Origin of the sequence: Mesobacillus jeotgali (genome assembly GCF_031759225.1) — a bacterium.
Lineage (GTDB): Bacteria > Bacillota > Bacilli > Bacillales > Cytobacillaceae > Mesobacillus > Mesobacillus jeotgali_B.
Map to the genome: position 1 here is coordinate 3942950 of NZ_CP134494.1, position 20169 is coordinate 3963118.

A 20169-nucleotide genomic window follows, 5' to 3' on the forward strand; every position below is an offset into this window, starting at 1 on the left:
AAGGATTTGAAGTTTATTAGAGCACTTCTTTATTTACAATTGTTTTTGGATTGTCTCCTGTCAGGACGGCTTTAACATTTGTGCTGCACAGCTTGATCATGGTTGTCCTCGTTTCGGTGCTTGCGCTGCCGATATGAGGAATCGCCGTCACGTTTGGCAATTGAAGCAATGGATGTTCGGCGGAAATAGGTTCTTTTTCAAAGACATCAAGTCCAGCACCTGCAATTTCCCCATCTTTAAGCGCATCATATAATGCCTGCTCGTCCACAACCGGGCCGCGGCCAGCATTAATGAAAATAGCGCTCTTTTTCATCTTCGTGAAGACATCGGCTGTAAAAAGATTTTTCGTTTCCGGCGTCAACGGAGCAAGTGATACTACAAAATCAGATTTTGTCACAAGATCCTCGAATGAACTATAGACAGCGCCCAGTTCTTTTTCAGCTTCAGGTTTGCGGGAGCGGTTATGGTAAAGGATTTCCATGCCAAAGCCTTTGGCCCTGCGCGCGACAGCTTCTCCTATTTTACCCATGCCGACAATCCCGATTTTCTTTCCATAAACATCATGCCCGGCAAGCAGGTACGGACTCCAGCCTCCCCACTTGCCAGCCTTTATATATTCCGCCGCTTCGACAATTCGTCGGGCTGAAGCCATCAACAAAGCAAATGTTAGGTCTGCTGTTGTTTCTGTCAGCACATCCGGCGTGTTCGTCACGATGATTCCGCGCCTTGTCGCTGCTTCCAGGTCAATATTATCAAAGCCAACTGCCAGATTGGCGATCACTTTCAGGTTTTCACCTGCAGACAATACTTCTTCATCAACTTTGTCCGATAGCATCGTGATCAAAGCACTGGCTTTTTCGGCTTCCTTTAAAATAACTTCCCTTGGGGCAGGGACATCTTCATGATCCCACATTTTCACATCAAAAAGCTCAGTGAGATCGGCAATTGTTTCTTCAGGCAATTTCCTGGTGATATACACATAGTGTTTCATTGTCTGTCTCCTTTGAAAGCGTTTAATATAATAGAATAATTTTATTCTACCACAATCCACACTTTCTTTACCGAGAAAAGCTTCGACTATCGTAATAACCAATCGACCGGAGGAAGTTTCGCCGCTTTTACCGGTGCCTCGCTAAGTTGATAAAAATGGCTTAGGAACCGCTCATGGTCACCGCTTTGATTCAGGTACTTCCGCAGGCGGTCCTCGAGCTGCCGCTTCGTTTGTTCTGATTGGGTAATATAATAATTTTCAACTGTCTCATAATAATGGAGCGGGAATAGCAATCTGGCGTAAAGCAGCCTCCATGAAAAAGGCGACAGCATCGTCAGTGATTGGTATTCTGCCAGGAAGTTCTTGATTTCCGGCTGGCTCGTCTGGATGTTGGCAAAATAACGATCCCTGACCCATTCAGCTAGATCCCTGCTTGCGTGGTCAAATACCCATTCAAATGGATTTTTGACAAAATAGGTTCCTCTCCACACATTATTCGTGAAACGCTCATAGCAAACAGTGCCATGGTCAACCCTTGTCGGCTTATCATCGATCTCTGTATCAGTGAGATATTGAATGGCATTTTCAGATAATCCCATGTAGTACGGAAAGGACTCCATGAACATTTTCTCAAAATCGTTCTCCGGTTCAGTGTAAAGCTTTCCGCTCCATACCTTCTCCATCTGGTCGAGCCGCTTTTCCCATAGCTGCTTCCATTGTCCCACCCTGTTCATGCTTTCAACCTTGAACGGGATTTGCCGGCCTCTTGCATGAAATTTAGCCAGCTTCCTGCCTGTTTTCATTTTTCCAGGCATCGGGACTGCTCTGTTTACAAGCACGCAATATTTTCTGCCCTCCCAATCACAAATTTGCTTTCCTTGTTTGTCAGCGAGCAGCACCGATACATTCCGGTCCCCCGCTTTTTGCATATGGTCAGCGATCCTTGCCAGCTCACTTATTTCTTGCTCTTTTGCACTATTAGCGTCCATAATCAAATAAAGCCCTTCATTATGCTTATATCCGTGATATCTTCCAAGAGATACTTCTGAATCTGCCGAAATCCCATATACTTCTCTTAACATCTTTTGAAACATCATCGCACCTCATTTCCAAGCCGCTCTTTTACAAATATATGTCTTGCTTTAAAAAACTTGTGTGAACAATGCAATGAATAAGAGGCACCATTCTGGAAATGATTTAAAGGAATGAATTCTTTCACTAAAACGGATTAAGCGGAATATTTTAGGTTAAATAGGATAAAGAGTATGCTGAAAGAAAAGCGGAAGCGCCTTGTTCAGCCGCGACAAGCGCTGGAGGGCCTGACAGTGAAGTCGCTCTTTGACTTCATTGGCAGGACCGAAGCGACTCGACGGGCTAGGCGCTGAGCTGGACAATTCCAGTTAAAAATAGAAAGGTGATGCAGATGTTAGAAAAGAAACGCGCCATCCATATGACAGAGGAAACAGCCCGGAAATGGCTTCATGAACGGGGAGTAGAAATAGAAGATATCGCCAATCTCGTCTTTTTCCTCCAGGAAAAATACCATCCCAACCTGCAGATGGAGGACTGTATTGAAAATGTTGAACGAGTCCTATCCAAGCGTGAAGTACAGAATGCGATTTTAACAGGAATCCAGCTGGATATCCTCGCCGAGCAAAAGAAGCTTGGAGAACCGCTGCAATCAATTATTGAAACGGATGAAAGCTTATACGGCGTGGATGAAATCCTCGCATTTTCCATCGTGAATATATATGGATCGATCGGCTTTACCAATTACGGTTATATCGATAAAGCAAAACCAGGTATTCTGGCGGATCTTAATGATAAAGAAAAATCCGGCAAATGCCATACCTTCCTTGATGATATCGTCGGGGCAGTTGCAGCCGCAGCTTCTAGCCGACTGGCGCACAGAGCAGCAAATGTAGAGGACTAATAGCTAGAGCAAACAAAAGGGACTCGATGCCTGCCACGGCACAAGTCCCTTACTTTTATACTTCCCAATCGTCCAGCGAATCCACTGTGTAGGTTGGCATTTCTTGATAGCCTTTCAGAAGTTCCTTCGTCGTTACTCCTGTGTGGACAAGGAGTGTGTCCATTCCTGCCCTCATGCCTGCGAGGATATCGGTATCATAGTAATCACCGACCATAAGCGTCTCCTCTTTCTCAGTTCCAAGTACCTTCAATGCCTGTTCCATGATCACCGATTCCGGCTTCCCGATAAAAATGGGATCAGTCTGTGTGGATACAGCGATGACGGAAGTCAGTGACCCGTTGCCCGGAAGCAAGCCTCGCTCTGTCGGGATGGCAATATCCCCGTTGGTCGAAATGAAGGTTGCCCCGTTCCGGACCGCAAGACAGCCGACAGCCAGTTTTTCATATGTAATGCCGCGGTCGATTCCTGAAACAACGAAATCAGCGTCTTCCCCTGCAAATTTCAGTCCCTTTTCCTGGATCGCTGTCTGGATCCCCTCTTCGCCGATCACATATACAGTCGCATCCTGTTTTTGCTCATAAATATAGTTGGCAGTTGCCTGGCTTGTCGTGAAAACCTGCTCCTCCGTCGTTGGGATATCAAAACTGCGGAGTTTTTCAGCCACCTGTGCCGGTGTCCGCGAGGAATTATTCGTTACAAATAAATACGGAATTTCAGCCTCAATCAGCCTTTTTATAAAATCAGAAGCGGCTTCAATCCGTTCTGATCCTCGATACATCGTTCCATCCAAATCAATTAAGTACCCTTTGTATCTTTTCATGATCATCACTCCTAACTATATCGTTCCCATGTCGTTCAAAAACGAATACTCCCATTTTATATAAGCCTGGCTGCAAGTGCAAAGGACAAAGCTCACTGTTCACCAGTCAAAGGACATATAAATAGAAAAGAGACCGCCATTATAACGGTCTCTCTGTCCTATTTACTTTTTAAAAGCGGAGACCGGTCCTAACTCATTCGTTAAGTACTCTCTCACTTTTACTGAAAAAAGTTTGAGATGAGGAAGCTCAGCCTTGAAGGTGTCAATCAGGCCGGCATGGTCTACCGCAGTGTACTGCTGGACAAGCATCTTTCTGAACAGGACGATTTTTTTCAATCCTGCGCTCATTTCTTTAGTAACCACTTTTTCATCATCCAAAATGTCAATGATGTCTTCATAGCTTCCCGGGTCACGCATGATGAAACCATCGATCATCGCGTTGCCTACATCGAGTACGGCTTCCACCATCGTATGTGCCGCACGCTCAAGGGCCGATTTTTCCATTGGCGATTCCCATGGACCGTTGCTTTCAAAAAAGTCAATTTGCCTGTCTAAAAACTGCAATGTTTCTTCGATTTGATCCCTGTCGACAAAGTACATTCATTATCACCTCATAAAGATGCTAGACGGTTTTCAACAATCCCGGGCGGGCATAAAAATACCCTTGCGCCAATTCTACCTTATTCCGTGAGAGGACCGATGCTTCATGCTCATTTTCGATTCCTTCCGCAATGACCGTGGATCCCGCTTCTTTGGCGACAAGCAGCAGCCCCTTCAGCATGGATTCCTTCACAGAGTTCTTATCAATATTCTCAATGACGGATCGGTCAATCTTGATGACATCCGGCATGATTTCACTGATGGTATTCAAGCTGGCATATCCTGCTCCAGTATCATCGACCGCTATTTTGATTCCCATTCCTCTTAACACCTTTATATTATAGATAAAATTATCAATTCCCTCAATCGAGTCCCTCTCGGTGATCTCCAAAGTGATCTGGTTTGGCTGGATGCTGCCGTAAGCTTGCATCAGATTCTTCAGGTCCCGGACGAATCGGTTATTGCCAAGGGTAATCGGCGTAAAGTTGATGAAAATATCATCAAGGCAGCCAGTCGATGTAATTTGCTCAAAGGTTTTTCTTAACACAATGATTTCCAAATCATAGAGCATATTCGTCTGCCGGGCTACTGAAAAAAGCTGGAGTGGACTCTCTAGCCCTGTTCCCTCCGGCCCTCTGGTCAGCATTTCCCAGGCGCGGATTTCCTTTGTATTGACGTCTATGATCGGCTGCGCTAAAAGCTTGATATTTTGCTGCGCGATAATCCGCTTCATTTCATAGACCATTTCATTGAATTGTGTCTGGATCCGTTTCTCAGCCATCGCAAATGCTTGCTGATGTGCCTTTAAGACGGCACCATGCACGGAACCGACCGATTTATCGATAAAAATAAACCCTGTATCAAAGATAGGCTGTATAGTAGGATACTCAAGGAAAATCCTGCTCTCCGCCTCCCTGAGGATTTTCTTCATTTTCACATCGATTTCAGAAACACAATAGCGGTTATGGTCAATCCGCATGAACAGGCTCAGGCTGTCGCTATAGTAATCATGCAGGACAATCATGTCCTCCCGATCAATCTCACTCTCGATCACCGCTTTGAAATGCCGCTTCAAAGCCTTATGAAACTTCCAGTTCTCATCACCAAGCTGCGAAGCCAATTCCTGGTGATTTTTTATCGTATATGCAATAACAGCAACTTCAAATCCATTATTAAAAGCCTTTTTCACGCCAGATACTACAGGATCTCTCAGAATGAACTGTGGAGGGTAATAACAAATGGATGAATGAGGCAACATGATTTTCCCCCAACCAAGCAGGTTGTCTAATATGCTAGTAAGACGGCGGGCCATAGGTTTCAATCCTCTCAGAAGATGACTAGAACTTTTTCTTAATTGTACCATATTTAGCTAAAATAGACCTTTTTTCCTAGATAGGATTTCGAAATATTTTTACTTCTTTTTTATGGTGAGAATGGGGTTAAGCCGGGGCTTTGAATGAAAGTGGCGTGGATTGGGACTTTTGTGTTAGTGGCTCACGTAATACGAGTTTGTTTTTGACAGCTTTTCTTCTTTTCACACCAAACCTGTCTTAAGTTGGGCTTTCTTTTGACAGCTTTTCTTCTTCTCACACCAAACTTGTCTTAAGTTGGGCTTTCTTCTGACAGCTTTTCCTCTTCTCACGCCAAACCTGTCTTAAGTTGGGGCATCTTTTGACAGCTTTTCTTCTTCTCGCTCCAAACCTGTCTTAAGTTGGGACATCTTTCGACAGCTTTTCGGCTTCTCACGCCAAACCTGTCTTAAGTTGGGCTTTCTTTTGACAGCTTTTCTTCTTCTCACACCAAACTTGTCTTAAGTTGGGCTTTCTTCTGACAGCTTTTCCTCTTCTCACGCCAAACCTGTCTTAAGTTGGGCTTTCTTTTGACAGCTTTTCTTCTTTTCGCGCCAAACCTGTCTTAAGTTTGGGCTTCTTTTGACAGCTTTTCTTTTTCTCACGCCAAACTTGTCTTAAGTTAGGCTTTCTTTTGACAGCTTTTCTTCTTTTCGCGCCAAACCTGTCTTAAGTTTGGGCTTCTTTTGACAGCTTTTCTTCTTCTCAGGCCAAACCTGTCTTAAGTTGGGCTTTCTTTTGACAGCTTTTCTTTTTCTCACGCCAAACCTGTCTTAAGTTGGGCTTTCTTCTGACAGCTTTTCTTTTTCTCACGCCAAACCTGTCTTAAGTTGGGGCATCTTTTGACAGCTTTTCTTCTTCTCGCTCCAAACCTGTCTTAAGTTGGGACATCTTTTGACAGCTTTTCGGCTTCTCACGCCAAACCTGTCTTAAGTTAGGCTTTCTTTTGACAGCTTTTCTTCTTAACCTGCCCTAGCTGTCACAACTTGAACTTGACTGCAAAATGACAGAAAATCCACTGAAAAATTCAGAAATGATTGTTTTTCTGGTAAGATTGATATTGAGTGAGAATGCTGTCGAAAATGGAGGAGAAACTTTTGGTTCATTGCGTCACAGCCCATCATCACCTAGAACACAAACCGCACTTAGTGATGGTTTAGAGGAAATACATACTTTTCACAACATATAGGAGGATCAAGATGACTGAAGAATTTTTTTTATATGATGATACTGAAGAAACAAAAACGCGCTATGTAAGCTTTGTAGGTGAGAATCAGCGCTTTGACCTCGCCATCATGCAGACTGGACGGTATTATGGCAAAAGCATCGTGATGGATATCCAGGGAAGCCGATTTGCGATCCTTGGCCAGGATGACCTCGATGAAGAAGGCTATCTAGAATACGCCTACAATCTTTCTGAAGAAGATGCAGAGGAACTTCGCTCATTCCTGCGGCCGATCCTTTAAATCTGGAACGAACTGTTTGTTTGAATTGTCTTTTCAAAGAAATACTAAAAAGACAACAAGCAAAAGAAGGTGAGTTTCATGAGCAAGGAAGACAGTGAAAAGCACTCTGATTTTTCCAATGTCGAAAAGCAGCGTAACTATATAACGGCCGAAGACTTTCCCGAGGGTGCCTATGGTTCTCCCTTCCGGAAAGATGAACCGGTAGAGGGCAAAAGCACGCCATGGCATGAGGGGCAGCGGACCTACAGCAACTTCAACTATGAGTTCAAGTCCCTTCATCAGGGAACACCAAGAAAAGAAGCGGGTGCCCACCCAACCCATGATGATCCGAGTGAAAGTGAACAGCCGCCGTATAGCGATCTATAAGAGACAAGAAATGCTCCAATCCTGAAGATTGGAGCATTTTGCATTCCTGCCTTATTTATCCTGAGCTTGCTTCGCTACCTTCTTGGCAACAAAATAGGCACAGCCAAAGTTGCAATACTCATATAAGTACTCGCTGACAGTACTGATTTTCGTATCGAAAGTTGACTTCTGGTTTTGGTCATCGAAAAAACCTCTTAGCCTTAGCTGTCCGTAGCCCCAGTCGCCAACAATATAGTCATACTTGGTTAGAATTTCGCTATATCTCGCACGAAAGGCTTCTTCGTTAAAGCCATCTCGTCCTTCATCCACGATTTCGTAGCAAAGGTTATTGATGCAAATCATTGGTCCACCTCTTTTTCGGTAACAGTTTCAGCTTCCTTAAAGCAAGCCGGATCGCTCGCGCTTTTCTTAATTATAACTTATTCCCCATCAATTACTAAGCAAAAAAATTAATTTCAAAGCCATTCTAATGATTAGGGGGTGTTTTAATTGAAAAAAGCATTAATGGCTCTTGGTATTTGCGGAACAGTAGCAATGACAGGATGTGGGGCCGGAGACAATCAAGCCTCACCAAACGGCCGTGATGGCGGAGCTGGCATTTACCAGCAGAGCGGCAACACACTGAATGTAAATGATGAGCGCCCAGATTTATACAATGAAGATGGACGCAAAGGTATGAAGGACAAAAGCGAGGACTTCGGGTATGTGCGCCATCAAAGAACTGGGGTAATGGGTGCAGATAATGGTCAAAATGCATACCAGGCAATCGACCGAGAGCAAATCGCCGACATGATCGGCAAATTCAGCTTGATGGCACAAAATGTGGATGATGTATCCACACTTGTTACTGATGAGGAAGTCCTGATTGTATACGCAACAGATTCTCAAAATCGTGACGAGACTGCCGATCAGGTGAAGCGGATGGCGATGTCTGTTGTTCCGCGCTGGTTCCACGTGTATGTATCAGATGACACTAGCCTGCGCAACGAAGTCGAGAACTTTGCTTCACTCGACACCGATAGCCGTGATGTCGATGAATTGATTGATGGCGTAGTAAAACAAATGCTTAAGTCTCCACAAGGCCGTCCAATGACAACTGGCGAAAATGCAAATGGTGAAGCCAAAGGCGAACTGAACGAAGAAACAGATAAAGACGATCTTTCAAACCAAATGGATCAAGGGAAGTAATGAAAAGAGTTCAGCATGATGGATGCTGAACTCTTTTTTAGGATTATCAACAAACTGCCCTTTTGTACAGTCTAGCTCCAGCGCTTTTCGGGGCTGAACAAGGCGCTTGCGCTTTTCATTACGCTTGCTGGGCTTCCTGCTCTGCAAGCTCTTGTCTATGTTTTGCAGCAGAGTTGACCTGCTCGTCAGCATGGTAGGATGAACGAACGAGAGGGCCAGCTTCACAATGGCTGAAGCCTTTCTTGAGCGCGATTTCCCTTAGCTCGGCAAATTCATCAGGATGATAGTATTTCTGTACCTCAAGATGCTTCTTGGAAGGCTGCAGGTATTGACCAAGCGTAAGGATGTCCACATTGTTAGCACGCAAGTCATCCATTGCTTCGATCAATTCTTCCTTCGTCTCGCCCAGGCCAACCATGATGCTCGATTTCGTCGGGATATCTGGCTGCATTTCTTTTGCACGGCGCAAGAACTCCAATGAACGCTCGTACGTTGCACGTGCACGGATTCTTGGCGTCAGGCGCTTTACCGTTTCGATGTTGTGATTCAGGATATCCGGGCGTGCATCCATAAGTGTTTTCAGGTTCTCCTCAACTCCGCCCATGTCGGAAGGCAATACTTCAATTGAGGTAAACGGATTTTTCTTGCGGATCGCTCTGACAGTCTCGGCAAAAACTGCTGCTCCCCCATCTTTCAAGTCATCACGTGCAACGGCAGTCACGACGGCATGCTTCAGGTTCATAAGCTCAACGGAATCCGCCACTCTTTCTGGCTCCTGCCAGTCAAGCTCAGTTGGAAGTCCCGTCTTTACAGCACAAAAACGGCATGCACGCGTACATACATCCCCAAGGATCATGAAGGTAGCAGTCCGTCTTACTGCCCAGCACTCGTGGATGTTGGGACATCTGGCTTCTTCACAAACAGTATGTAGATTTTTCTCACGCATCATCTTTTTTAAGCCAGTATAGTTTTCGTTCGTGTTCAGCTTTATCTTCAGCCATTCAGGCTTTCTCTGTACCTCTTTTTTGCTCATTATTTTCACTCCATTCCTGCTGCATTACATCAAGAACACCATGTAAAAATCAAGGCCGGTATACAGCTTCTCTGATGTCACTTTAACACAATGGAAAACTCTCGACAAGTACGATAACCTTGGGTTCCTTGCGATTACCATTATTTGATATTTATGAAAAATCCCCATCATCGCAAACTAACAGAAGAAAAGCGGAGGCAGTGTTTTATGCTGATGCTGGAATTTATAGGCTACATCCTGAAGGGAGGATTACGGTGAAAATCCTTAAAGCAGTTATCGTTCTTTTTTTACTTTCCCCTGTCCTGTTGAGTGACCATGCATATGCAGCCGAACTGAGCCAGGAGGATGTTTATAAAAAGAGAATGGAACTCTATACCAAAGTAGAAGCGGTCAGCCAGATTCCCTGGTACTATATTGCTGCGGTGGACCAATATGAGCGGAATGTCCGCCAGGCAAGAAGAGATTTACCCAAGGCGGAAGGTATTGCAGGTGTTTATTTTAAGCCGGAAGAATGGGCTGGTCTCCTGAACCCTAATCTTGAAGATGACAATGCCGTTTCCATTCAGTTCTTTAATGGAATTGGTTTTGACGGAAATGGCGATGGCAAAGCAAGTTTGAAGGATGACGAGGACGTACTCCAGGCTTTTGCCCAATACCTGCTATCATATGGCACAGACCATGAAAACTTAAAAATTGGGCTGTGGAACTACTATAAGCGTGATAAAACTGTTGGTATCATCATTGGCAAAGCAATGATTTACAAGCACTTTGGGCGTTTAGACCTCGACACTCATGTCTTTCCTATGCCACTAAGAAGCAACCACAGCTATAACAATACTTGGGGTGATGCCCGTGGCTGGGGCGGCAGACGGATACATGAAGGAACAGATATTTTTGCCGGCTATGGAGTTCCGGTAAGGGCGACAGGGTACGGGATCGTTGAAATGAAGGGCTGGAATAAGTATGGCGGTTGGCGTGTAGGCATCCGCGATATTAATAATACCTACCATTATTATGCCCACCTGAGCGGCTTCGCAAAGGATCTCAAGGTTGGACAAATCGTCGAACCAGGCACGGTCATTGGCGGCGTTGGCAGCTCAGGGTACGGACCTCCGGGGACAAGCGGAAAATTCCCTCCCCATCTTCATTATGGCATGTACAAAGATAATGGCTATACCGAATGGTCCTTTGACCCCTACCCTCACTTAAAAATGTGGGCAAGGCAGGAAAGAGCCAATCTGAAGAAAAAATAAGCATTCAAAAAGGCCAACCATTCCGGTTGGCCTTTCCAATTTATGACCGTGCTTTTTTTACAGCATATAACACACTTGCTGCAAGACCTCCCCAAATAACGACCATGCCTACGACCATCATGACTAATGCGCTAGCATCCATTATTTAGCAACCCCCTTGTCTTGTGGAACTTCATATAGAGCTGCATCCCACTTCTTTGCCTTAGCGAAAATAAATCCGACTAAAATCGCAGCGATTGCGACTAACCATCCGTAATATACATTGAACATGACCGGATATCCGCCATAGCTAGTTTTAATATCAGTCATGATGTTCATGACCATCATGATTCCCAGTACCACTGGAGTGATGTATTTCAAGGAAATCACCCACCAGCTTCCTAGACGGATATCAGAAATTGCATCAGCATGGTTTTGCAAGTTGGTCAGTTCCTTGGCTACCCATACAATGAAGACTACTTCTACAAGACCAGCAAGAGCAACACCATAGTTATTGATGAATGCATCTGTTGTATCAAGGAAATTCAAGCCGCCCTGTGTAGCGAACAGGATGGAGATCAAGGCAGACAAACCGCCTCCGATTGCAACAGCCTTAGTACGGGAAACATTGAATTTGTCCTGTACTCCGGCAACATATGTCTCAACGATTGAAATCAATGAAGAAAGACCTGCCAGTGTCAAGCTGACGAAGAATAAGACTCCGAACGCTGCACTGAATGCCGGCAACTCATTAATGATTTGCGGGAATACCGCGAATGCTAAGATTACACCTTTGCTTACCACTTCATCGATTGGAGCTCCCTGGGACATAGCCATGAAGCCCAATGCTGCGAAAACCCCGATACCAGCCAGCAACTCAAAAGATGAGTTAGCAAAAGCTGTAATGAAGGCGTTATTCGTAATATCAGATTTCTTTGGCAGATAGCTTGAGTAAGTGATCATGATTGCAAATGCAATGGATAAAGAGAAGAAAATCTGTCCATATGCTGCAACCCACACCTTACCATTAAAGATCTGGCTCCAGTCTGGCTTGAAGAATGCGTTGACACCATCAATGGCTCCATCCAGAGTCAATGCGCGAACGACAATTACAAAGAATAAAATAACAAGTGCAGGAATAAAAATCTTGTTCGCAACTTCGATACCTTTCTTGACTCCCTTGAACAGGATACCAAGAGTGATGACCCAAACAATGACTAATGGAAGGAATACTCCAGGTACGATACTTCCAACCTGGCCAGCGTCAACTACCTTTAAATAGTCACCGACAAGGAATGTCAGCGGATCGTCGCCCCATTGCTTGCTTAATGAGAAATAAGCGTAAGACATTGCCCATGCGATGATGACTGCATAATAGGTAGAAATGACAAAGGATACAGCGAGCTGCCACCAGCCGATCCACTCAGCACCTTTACGCATTTTGAAGTAACTTAATGGTGCAGAACCACGATACTTATGACCAATTGTGAATTCCAAAATCAAAATCGGAATACCTGCTGTCAGGAGTGCAAATAAGTACGGGAAGAAAAATGCTCCCCCACCATTCTCATAAGCTACACCAGGGAAACGCCAAATATTTCCCAACCCGACTGCCGATCCTACCGCGGCAAGAATAAATCCCGCCCTTGTTCCCCACTGTGGACGATTTTCCATTTTTAATCCCCCTCGCCTTCTAACCACCTGGAAAATATTGATGAATTAGAAAGTTTTATATTTTCAGATTATTTAGTCTAGGAATAGTATAGCTAGTTTTTAATTGCTTGTCAAAATATTATTTTCGTCATAATAAAAATATTCCTATAAAATTTTTCCCAACTATACCAATGCCCCTATTAATCAGGATTCTATTCCCACTTTCTTGAAAATATGAAAAGGCTGTCTGAAAGTCAGACAGCCTTTAACATTATTCTGCAAGATTTTCTTTTAACACTTCTTCCTGGGTTGTCTTGCTTCCGAAGATGAAAGCAAAAGCAATAAGCAGGATGGCCACAGCCGCCAGTGCACCAACAGTGCTACCTGTGAAACCAATGATCAGGAATCCGACAGATGCTATCGCTGCAGAAATCAAAGCGTATGGCAGCTGCGTCATGACATGGTCTAAGTGGTGCGATCCAGCACCCGTTGATGAAAGGATCGTCGTATCGGATATTGGTGAACAATGGTCACCAAATACTGCACCCGCCAACACCGCTGCCAATGCTGGCAGCATGATCGTAATATCAGCTGCAGCAGCGATATCCCCTGCAATTGGAAGCAGGATGCCGAATGATCCCCATGAAGTTCCTGTTGAGAAAGCCATGATTCCAGCTACTAGGAATAGCAGGAACGGCAGGAATGAAATATTGATATTAGAGCTTTCGACAATACCAGCAAGATATTTACCCGTTTCGAGTCTGCCAATCAAATCAACAATGACCCATGCGAAGACAAGGATATAGATTGCTGGAAGCATGGATTTAATGCCTTCCACCATTCCTTTTCCAAAAACATTTGCATTGATGCCTTTTAATACGAAAGCTTGTCTTACGAATAGAATCAGTGCAACAGCAAGGCCGAGCAAACCACCGGTGACAAGCGACTTCGTTACATCTGTATTTTCAAATATCCCGAAAATGGTCACTTCACCTTCAACAGCGCTTGCGCCTGTCCAAAGCATCATGCCAACTGTTCCAATGACAAGGGCAATAATCGGCCATACAAGGTCTCCGACTGTTCCTTTCGAGCTTGTTGGAAGGTCATCCTTCAATTCGCCAGGTATAGGCTTGTCCTGAGGAACGACAATTCCTTCCATGATTGCACGTTCTTCATGCTGTTTCATCGGCCCGATTTCAACATTGCGAAGAGCTACGATAAAGACCATCGCTAACGCTGCAAGAGCATAAAAGTTCATAGGCACGATTTGCATGAATCCAGAGAACGCACTATATTCATTTACACCGTGAGCAGCAAGGATTGTACCGATCAAAGCAATGATGTATGCTCCCCAGCTGGAAATTGGTGAGATGACACACATAGGGGCTGAAGTTGAATCAATAATATAAGCAAGCTTTGCACGCGAAACCTTCTGTCGGTCTGTGATCGGACGTGTAATCTGGCCAACAGCCAAAGCATTAAAATAATCATCAATGAAGATAATAATTCCCAAAAATGCACCTACAAGCTGTGCTCCTACCCTTGTTTTCACACGCTTCATTGCCCATTCGCCAAATGCACGGCTTCCGCCTGAAATGGAAATGAACGCAGTGATGGTTCCCAATAATAATAAGAATAGGATGATGTACAAGCTATATGTGTTCAATTCCCCATCAGCGACGACGATTCCTTTGGCCGCGTCCCACATAATAGCAAATGTTTCTGCGATATTGAATTCAGCTAGCAAAAAAGCCGCTGCGATGATGCCTGTTCCCAGTGATAGCAGCACTCGTCTTGTGATGACTACCATCAGGATTGCCACTAATGGCGGCAGCAATGAAAAAATAGTGTTTTCCATACTCTCTTTCTCCTCCTTGTTTTTGACAGGGGGAAACTTTTACATGAACAGAGTTAAGTTGCTTTCTTTTAAAAAAATACAAAAAAGGGCAACGATAGAGAACATTCTATCGCTGCCCTTAATAAGCAACTAGTGTCTCCATCACGATCTGTAGCTCCCCATTATGGATATACCTCCATAATGACAGTGATACTCTTGTTCAAAGTATCCCCAGCAATAGAAAATGTGACTCACTTAATATTGCTTCGGCAAAATTCCCTTTCAGCTATGGTCAACGTTGTCATCCTCACACAGCTTACTCTTGAATCCTGCGCCTCTACCCCATCGGAATGATGTGGTTTATTATTCAATTGGTTTTATAATATAACAATATCGCTAACTTGACAACTGTTTTTATTCTCCAGGAAGCTGGATGGCTGGTGAAGCATCTCCGCCGCCATTGTAAAACTGTGGAACTTTTCCTGGGTAGTAGAAGCTGCCAATCGGAATGTTTTCCCGCACAGTAGCGATTTCGGTCGCAAAAGGAATGATGATCTGCACATTTACTTTGACCCTGACTGAAACATTGATCAGTGTATTGTTGATTCCATGTTCTTCTGTCTCCCATACAACATCGGCTGTGACATCGCCGATCGCATTGAATTTCACTGGAACTCTCGGACCCATATTACCTAGTAATGCATTATTGGTTGCCTGGCCCAGTGGAACATAATAGATGATCCCAGCTTCCCGGTCTTCTTCATCGGTGACGAGTTCGACATCTGACAGCATCTCAAGCGAGGTGAGATTCCCTCTTTCAGCTTCCTTCAGGTTCATTTGTACAATATTGGTCGTTTCTGCTTTTACCCTGTTAATGATTTCAGTGTTGAACTTTACCACAGTGGTCGTTCCGCCATCGACTGGGACGAATTCTATGACCTTATCAATATCCATCCCGCTGGCGATTTTTTTATTGATGGCCTTGTTGATCACCAGGGTGGCAATCTTCCTTGTCTGGGATTCTGCGTATTTCATCAATGTGGGCTCGAGCCCTTTATCTATGATCCAGAGTCCTGCTGCTGTTGAAAAGGAAAAAAAGACGAATGTCAGCAGGAATACATACCTGAAAGGCAAGGGCCCTTTCCGAGGCAGCCGCCGGCCGAATTTTGCCAAAACAAATCCCCCCTCTAAAGCTATATGTATGCTTCAAAGGGGGGAACTAGCCTAAAAACTATAATTAACTTTGTACTTCTACCACATGGACTATATAAAATTAATAACTATTGGCGTACTCATATTTAATGATGGTATCGCAGCTGACAATCATCAATGACAGGCTGGACTTCAAGTCGAGGTGATATGGATCCACTCTTTGTCCATTTTCCTCAAGAATACGGATAACAGGCCGCTCGCTCAAGCCAGGATTCTGCTCGGCCACTACTCCCTTCCTGCCATCACTCAGGATGACAGTCAAACCAACCGGGTAGATCGCGACAGCCCTGCGAAAGGCGTCGACCACCTTCGGATCAAACAGGCTGTCTGCCCCTGAATAAAGGATTTCCAGGCCCTCATGCGGCAGCATGGCCGGCCTGTACACCCTGTTAGAGGTGACGGCATCAAACACATCCGCTACACCGAGGATTTTTCCGAATAGGTGTATTTCGTCCTCCTTCAATCCACGAGGGTATCCTCCACCATTCAACCGCTCATGATGCTGATAAGCACAATGGGCGACAATAAGCGGGACAGTTGGGATTTTCCTGAGCATCTGGAATCCGTCCTCGGCATGGGCCTTGATGATCTGGAATTCTTCCGCAGTCAGCTTGCCTGGCTTCGATAAAATTTCCTCGGGCACCTTCATTTTACCAACATCATGTAAAATCGCACCAAGCCCCAGCTGCTCAAGTTCTTTTGGGGTGAGCTTCATTTCAATTCCGATTGCCAATGCATACAATGTAACATTCAAGGAATGGGAAAAAATATAATGATCATGCAGGAATACATCGGACAGCAAGTTCAGCAGCTCTTTGCTTCTTTGCAGTTCATCGAGCAAATCACTGATCAGCTTCTTGAATGTTCTCGCTGATTTTTCCAGTACAAAGGTCTGCGACACCTTTGTATCCAGTTGAATTTGCTTGAAAGTATCTCCGATTGTCATGATTGCATTTATTCGTGATTCATCTGATATGGAGTTTTTCACGAGAATATCATCTGTGTCAGGGTCTTTGATATAAATATAGTCAATACCAAACTCTTCAAGACGCCTAAGGATCTTTCTCTCAAGCCTTGCCCCTACGTTTAAAAGAACCTGGCCCTTGTCATTATAGATGGCTTTTCCGAGTAAAGCCCCTTCCTCTACCGAAGTGGTGGCTACGAGTCTCATGTTAATTCCTACTTTATCTGTTAGTTGAAGTGGCTATTGTCTAAGGACGAAGCCACAAAAAAAGAAAAATTTACATAAAACGACAATATTTTCTTTATATTCTATCACAATAATTATAGCTGTGGTGATACCTTTTATTTTTTTGAGTTGGGAAAAAGCAGTTCAGTTATTATATCGGATGCCAACATTTCTTCTTAACCATTGCCATAATTTATTCACATTTAAATGAAAAGACAGCCATTCAGGCTGTCTTTATTTAATTCATGAGCAGCAATGCTTCTTTGCCGACCATCCCTTTTATGGCACCAAGATTTTCCGCTTCATATGTTACGGATTCCAGCGGGGCTTCAAGCAATTCTTCGATTGTTTTTACGCCAACCGCCCTGCCGGCAATCACCTTTCTGCTCTTTAGTTTTTCATTGAGAAGCGCGACATCGAGAGCGCCGCACATAATATACCCCTTGTCTCCTGTAACGACCAGCAGGTTTGTTTTCGGCAGTTTTACTGAAATGCATAAGAATGTCCTGCCTTCTATTTCAATAGGTGACATATCGATCATGATTACAACTCCCTCCTTCAATCCCAATAACACTCTATGATGGAGAAGGAGAAAGCGTGATATTCTGCTAAAATATTGATGTGAGCTTGCGGTTTATTTTTTTTGAAGCTGTTGTTGAGAGAGGTATGAGAATTCATAAGCGGAGAATTTCCGGCTATTGTATGTAAGGGATGCTCATGGAGCATAAATAAGCGGAGATATTCCGGTTAACTGCAAAAAACAAGACAATATCCAACGATTTGGATGAAATAAACGGAAAAACAACCCTTATTTTAATAAAAATAAGGGCTGTTTCAAATTTAAGCGGAATTGTCCGTTTATTTTTTGAACACTGTGAAATAAACCTGCATTTTGAACGATCCTATAAAGTCGCAAGCTTCCACTCAATCAAATTGCGAAGGAACTCCGGCAGCCAGTATCGTTTTTCCTCAGCCCGCTGGATCTCCGGGAAAAAGCGGCCAAAGGTTAACATATCAGGGATGGCCAGCGTATAATGCTCTTTTGCTTCAATCAGCTTTCCATTGATGAAAATCTGCGTATAATTCCCTTTAGGCTGGAACTCGATGCCGTCGTACTCCATGACCCCCATGACGGTGCCGCGGAAACCCAGCCCTTTAATCTGGAGATGTGGCCATTTTTCATCCCTTGTCTGCAGGAGCACTTCTTTTAGCTCTGCTCCTGACATCCTGATTGTACAAGGATTGATTGGATGCGGGCAGATTTCCAGCAAATCGAATTTCGTTACATTTCCCTGCTTCAGCCCCTTAAGGATCATCCCAGCATTCATGAACGCACAATCGGCATCGCACCATTCCCGCAATGCCTGAGTGAGCATCTTTGAAAGCTCGGAATGCTGAAGGGGATCTGCCGTTAGATTTTCTGGTAAAATAGCAACTGTTTCTGCCATCAGCTCTTTGCCTTCGACGAAATACGCTTCTGCCATTTCCCGTTCGTCTTGAGCCTGATCCGCTTCATTCATATCGTAAAGAACGGCTTTCTTATGTAAAATTTCCTTCGTATCCCTGTCAATCTTCAAGGTCACATGGCCGGTATAGTAGCCAAACTTCCCGGCTCCTGCCAGCAAGCTGGAGCCAACCTCCTTGCCTTCGTGTAAAATATGATGGGTATGTCCGCCAAGAATGACGTCAATCTCCGGGAACATCCCGGCTATCATTTCATCATCATGGATGCCAAGATGCGATAAAAGGATAATTACGTCCGTTTCATCTTTTAATTTTTCGACGCAATGTTTCAGTTCATCAATCGGGTCATTCAGCTTCCAGCCCAGCTGGTCGTAAAACCGCGCAAAATTAACCGTAATGCCAATGACACCAATTCTCGTCCCGCTATTGCTTATGTATACATGATAAGGCTTCGCCCACTTCGGTCTGCTTCCATCCTGGTAATAAAGATTCGCTACAAGCAGTTCGAAATCTTTTTCAAGATACATCGAATCCAGATCTTCAAATGGAAGAGTGATGCCTTCGTTATTCCCGATCGTCGCTGCATCGTAGCCAGCTTCATTCAAAAGACGGCAGTTTGCTTTTCCCCTTGTCGCATCGGATAGCGGGTGCCAGCGGTCCATATGATCGCCAATATCGAAAACAAAGACTTCATCTCCTGCTCCTTCATGCCAGCGCCTGCGCTCGGCCACTAGCTTATGGATGCTTGGCCAGTGCTCCAGATGGCTGTGCAAATCATTCGTATGGTAAATGTGAATAACCTCTTCCATGAAAACATCCATCCTCTTGTTAAAATCAAGTGCCCCCCTGAATGGTGCCAGGAGGGTAAATAATGTCTAAAACAAATCAAGCTGCCTCGGGTTTAACCCTTCATATTCGATTTCCAATAACTCCAGTATTTGTTTCGCATTGTCCGCAGCATCCCCGCCGGAATTGTTGTTGAACAAGGCAAAAACCTGGGACGTGCTTTCGTTCAGCTTTTGCAGGTTTTCTGCCCACTCTTTTAATTCTGTCTGGTTATAACGATATAAATAGCGGACTTCGCGCCAATCCTGGCCTCTTCCTTTTTTGTTCCAGCCATGGACATTGCGGCCGTGAAAACGGACAAGGACTTTATCCTTCGATGTTGATTGTAGTATGGTCGGTATCGAGCCTTCTCCTGCCTGCGGCTCATCGCAGATGCTGTGAATCCATTTTTCCTCTCTCATGAAATCCACTGTCTTTTCGCGCATTTCTCCTTCAAACCAGGATTGGTTCCGGAACTCAAGGGCGCAATCAATATCCCCCATCTGGTCTCGGCACCAGCGCAAATAGTCGACATTTTCCCGGCGAAGATCGAACCAAGGCGGAAACTGGAACAGCGTCATAGCGTGCTTATTCGCCTCAAGATATGGCTTCAGCGATTCTTTGTATGCATGGAACATCTCATTTTTATCGGTAAAAGGAATCTCACCGCGCTGATGCCCGGTCATTCCCTGGTATGCCTTCACAATGAATTGAAAATTATCAGGTGTATCCTCTACCCACTTCGCGGCATTCTTCACAGGCTGCACAGCGTAAAAAGAGGCATCGACCTCGACTGCCGGAAAGTGGCTGGAGTACTCCTTCAGTTTATCACGCGGAGAAACCTTGCCTTCATATAAACTGTCATGGTCTCCCCAGCCCGTTAAGCCAACAATAATCATCTGTGCACCTCCATTTTAACTTCATGATAGCATATTTCCCCATAATTGAAATGGAGAAACAACCTGGGATCCGCTATTAAGTGGATATTGCAAACTGTTTTTGATTAATTGC

The 20169-nt window shown here is 44.5% G+C and carries 20 protein-coding genes and 1 riboswitch; of the genes, 5 read left to right on the plus strand and 15 right to left on the minus strand.

The window, feature by feature from the left end; genetic code table 11:
• Window positions 1–16 precede the first annotated feature (16 nt).
• Together RH061_RS19885 and yutH are read right to left on the minus strand one after the other, a co-directional pair.
• Entirely contained in the window at window positions 17–991 is a 975-nt protein-coding gene (locus tag RH061_RS19885) for a 2-hydroxyacid dehydrogenase (RefSeq protein WP_311072536.1), read from the minus strand.
• Between the two features lie 86 nt (window positions 992–1077).
• Window positions 1078–2088, minus strand: a complete 1011-nt coding sequence (gene yutH, locus RH061_RS19890; protein ID WP_311072537.1) for a spore coat putative kinase YutH — start codon at window positions 2086–2088, stop codon at window positions 1078–1080.
• 326 nt (window positions 2089–2414) lie between these two features.
• Between yutH and RH061_RS19895 the strand changes: the two genes are divergently transcribed.
• On the plus strand, window positions 2415–2924 hold the full coding sequence (locus tag RH061_RS19895; RefSeq protein WP_311072538.1) for a phosphatidylglycerophosphatase A family protein: 510 nt from the start codon (window positions 2415–2417) through the stop codon (window positions 2922–2924).
• A 55-nt stretch (window positions 2925–2979) separates the two neighbouring features.
• Here RH061_RS19895 and RH061_RS19900 read toward each other — a convergent pair whose 3' ends face one another.
• The 3 genes from RH061_RS19900 to RH061_RS19910 form a co-directional block, all read right to left on the minus strand.
• On the minus strand, window positions 2980–3744 hold the full coding sequence (locus tag RH061_RS19900; protein WP_311072539.1) for a TIGR01457 family HAD-type hydrolase: 765 nt from the start codon (window positions 3742–3744) through the stop codon (window positions 2980–2982).
• A gap of 162 nt (window positions 3745–3906) precedes the next feature.
• The gene (locus RH061_RS19905) at window positions 3907–4344 is read right to left on the minus strand and encodes a DUF86 domain-containing protein (protein ID WP_311072540.1); all 438 of its coding nucleotides are present in this window, start codon (window positions 4342–4344) and stop codon (window positions 3907–3909) included.
• 22 nt (window positions 4345–4366) lie between these two features.
• Entirely contained in the window at window positions 4367–5602 is a 1236-nt protein-coding gene (locus RH061_RS19910) for an EAL domain-containing protein (RefSeq protein ID WP_311072541.1), read from the minus strand.
• Between the two features lie 1290 nt (window positions 5603–6892).
• On the opposite strand from RH061_RS19910, the gene RH061_RS19915 reads away from it, so the two are divergent.
• A complete protein-coding gene (locus RH061_RS19915; RefSeq protein ID WP_311072542.1) occupies window positions 6893–7159 on the plus strand; it encodes a DUF3055 domain-containing protein in 267 nt (88 codons plus the stop codon).
• A gap of 78 nt (window positions 7160–7237) precedes the next feature.
• Window positions 7238–7525 carry a cytosolic protein gene (locus RH061_RS19920; protein WP_311072543.1) on the plus strand — a complete coding sequence of 96 codons (288 nt, stop codon included), beginning with the start codon at window positions 7238–7240 and terminating at the stop codon, window positions 7523–7525.
• A gap of 51 nt (window positions 7526–7576) precedes the next feature.
• Here the strand turns inward: RH061_RS19920 and RH061_RS19925 are convergent, their stop codons facing one another.
• Complete coding sequence (locus RH061_RS19925; RefSeq protein ID WP_226085768.1) at window positions 7577–7867, minus strand: YutD family protein; 291 nt, start codon at window positions 7865–7867, stop codon at window positions 7577–7579.
• A 147-nt stretch (window positions 7868–8014) separates the two neighbouring features.
• On the opposite strand from RH061_RS19925, the gene RH061_RS19930 reads away from it, so the two are divergent.
• Complete coding sequence (locus tag RH061_RS19930; RefSeq protein WP_311072544.1) at window positions 8015–8713, plus strand: YhcN/YlaJ family sporulation lipoprotein; 699 nt, start codon at window positions 8015–8017, stop codon at window positions 8711–8713.
• 118 nt (window positions 8714–8831) lie between these two features.
• On the opposite strand, the gene lipA is transcribed toward RH061_RS19930, so the two are convergent.
• Window positions 8832–9746 carry a lipoyl synthase gene (lipA, locus tag RH061_RS19935; RefSeq protein WP_311072545.1) on the minus strand — a complete coding sequence of 305 codons (915 nt, stop codon included), beginning with the start codon at window positions 9744–9746 and terminating at the stop codon, window positions 8832–8834.
• A 254-nt stretch (window positions 9747–10000) separates the two neighbouring features.
• On the opposite strand from lipA, the gene RH061_RS19940 reads away from it, so the two are divergent.
• A complete protein-coding gene (locus RH061_RS19940; RefSeq protein WP_311072546.1) occupies window positions 10001–10999 on the plus strand; it encodes a M23 family metallopeptidase in 999 nt (332 codons plus the stop codon).
• A 40-nt stretch (window positions 11000–11039) separates the two neighbouring features.
• Here the strand turns inward: RH061_RS19940 and RH061_RS19945 are convergent, their stop codons facing one another.
• From RH061_RS19945 to RH061_RS19980, 8 genes are all read right to left on the minus strand, one after another.
• Window positions 11040–11141 (minus strand): methionine/alanine import family NSS transporter small subunit, encoded by a 102-nt coding sequence (locus RH061_RS19945; RefSeq protein ID WP_311072547.1) that lies wholly within the window; start codon window positions 11139–11141, stop codon window positions 11040–11042.
• The gene (locus RH061_RS19950) at window positions 11141–12652 is read right to left on the minus strand and encodes a sodium-dependent transporter (RefSeq protein ID WP_311072548.1); all 1512 of its coding nucleotides are present in this window, start codon (window positions 12650–12652) and stop codon (window positions 11141–11143) included. Before RH061_RS19950 ends, RH061_RS19945 begins: the two co-directional genes overlap by 1 nt.
• Before the next feature lie 250 nt (window positions 12653–12902).
• Window positions 12903–14489, minus strand: a complete 1587-nt coding sequence (locus RH061_RS19955; RefSeq protein WP_311072549.1) for a Na+/H+ antiporter NhaC family protein — start codon at window positions 14487–14489, stop codon at window positions 12903–12905.
• A 143-nt stretch (window positions 14490–14632) separates the two neighbouring features.
• A riboswitch (Lysine riboswitch) is annotated at window positions 14633–14816 on the minus strand.
• 66 nt (window positions 14817–14882) lie between these two features.
• A complete protein-coding gene (gene yunB / locus RH061_RS19960; protein ID WP_311072550.1) occupies window positions 14883–15641 on the minus strand; it encodes a sporulation protein YunB in 759 nt (252 codons plus the stop codon).
• A 100-nt stretch (window positions 15642–15741) separates the two neighbouring features.
• Complete coding sequence (locus tag RH061_RS19965) at window positions 15742–16851, minus strand: HD-GYP domain-containing protein (protein ID WP_311072551.1); 1110 nt, start codon at window positions 16849–16851, stop codon at window positions 15742–15744.
• Between the two features lie 256 nt (window positions 16852–17107).
• Window positions 17108–17410 carry a YunC family protein gene (locus RH061_RS19970; protein ID WP_311072552.1) on the minus strand — a complete coding sequence of 101 codons (303 nt, stop codon included), beginning with the start codon at window positions 17408–17410 and terminating at the stop codon, window positions 17108–17110.
• Window positions 17411–17771: 361 nt separating this feature from the next.
• Window positions 17772–19142, minus strand: a complete 1371-nt coding sequence (locus RH061_RS19975) for a bifunctional metallophosphatase/5'-nucleotidase (protein ID WP_311072553.1) — start codon at window positions 19140–19142, stop codon at window positions 17772–17774.
• Between the two features lie 66 nt (window positions 19143–19208).
• Complete coding sequence (locus RH061_RS19980) at window positions 19209–20057, minus strand: DUF72 domain-containing protein (RefSeq protein WP_311072554.1); 849 nt, start codon at window positions 20055–20057, stop codon at window positions 19209–19211.
• Between the last annotated feature and the right edge of the window lie 112 nt (window positions 20058–20169).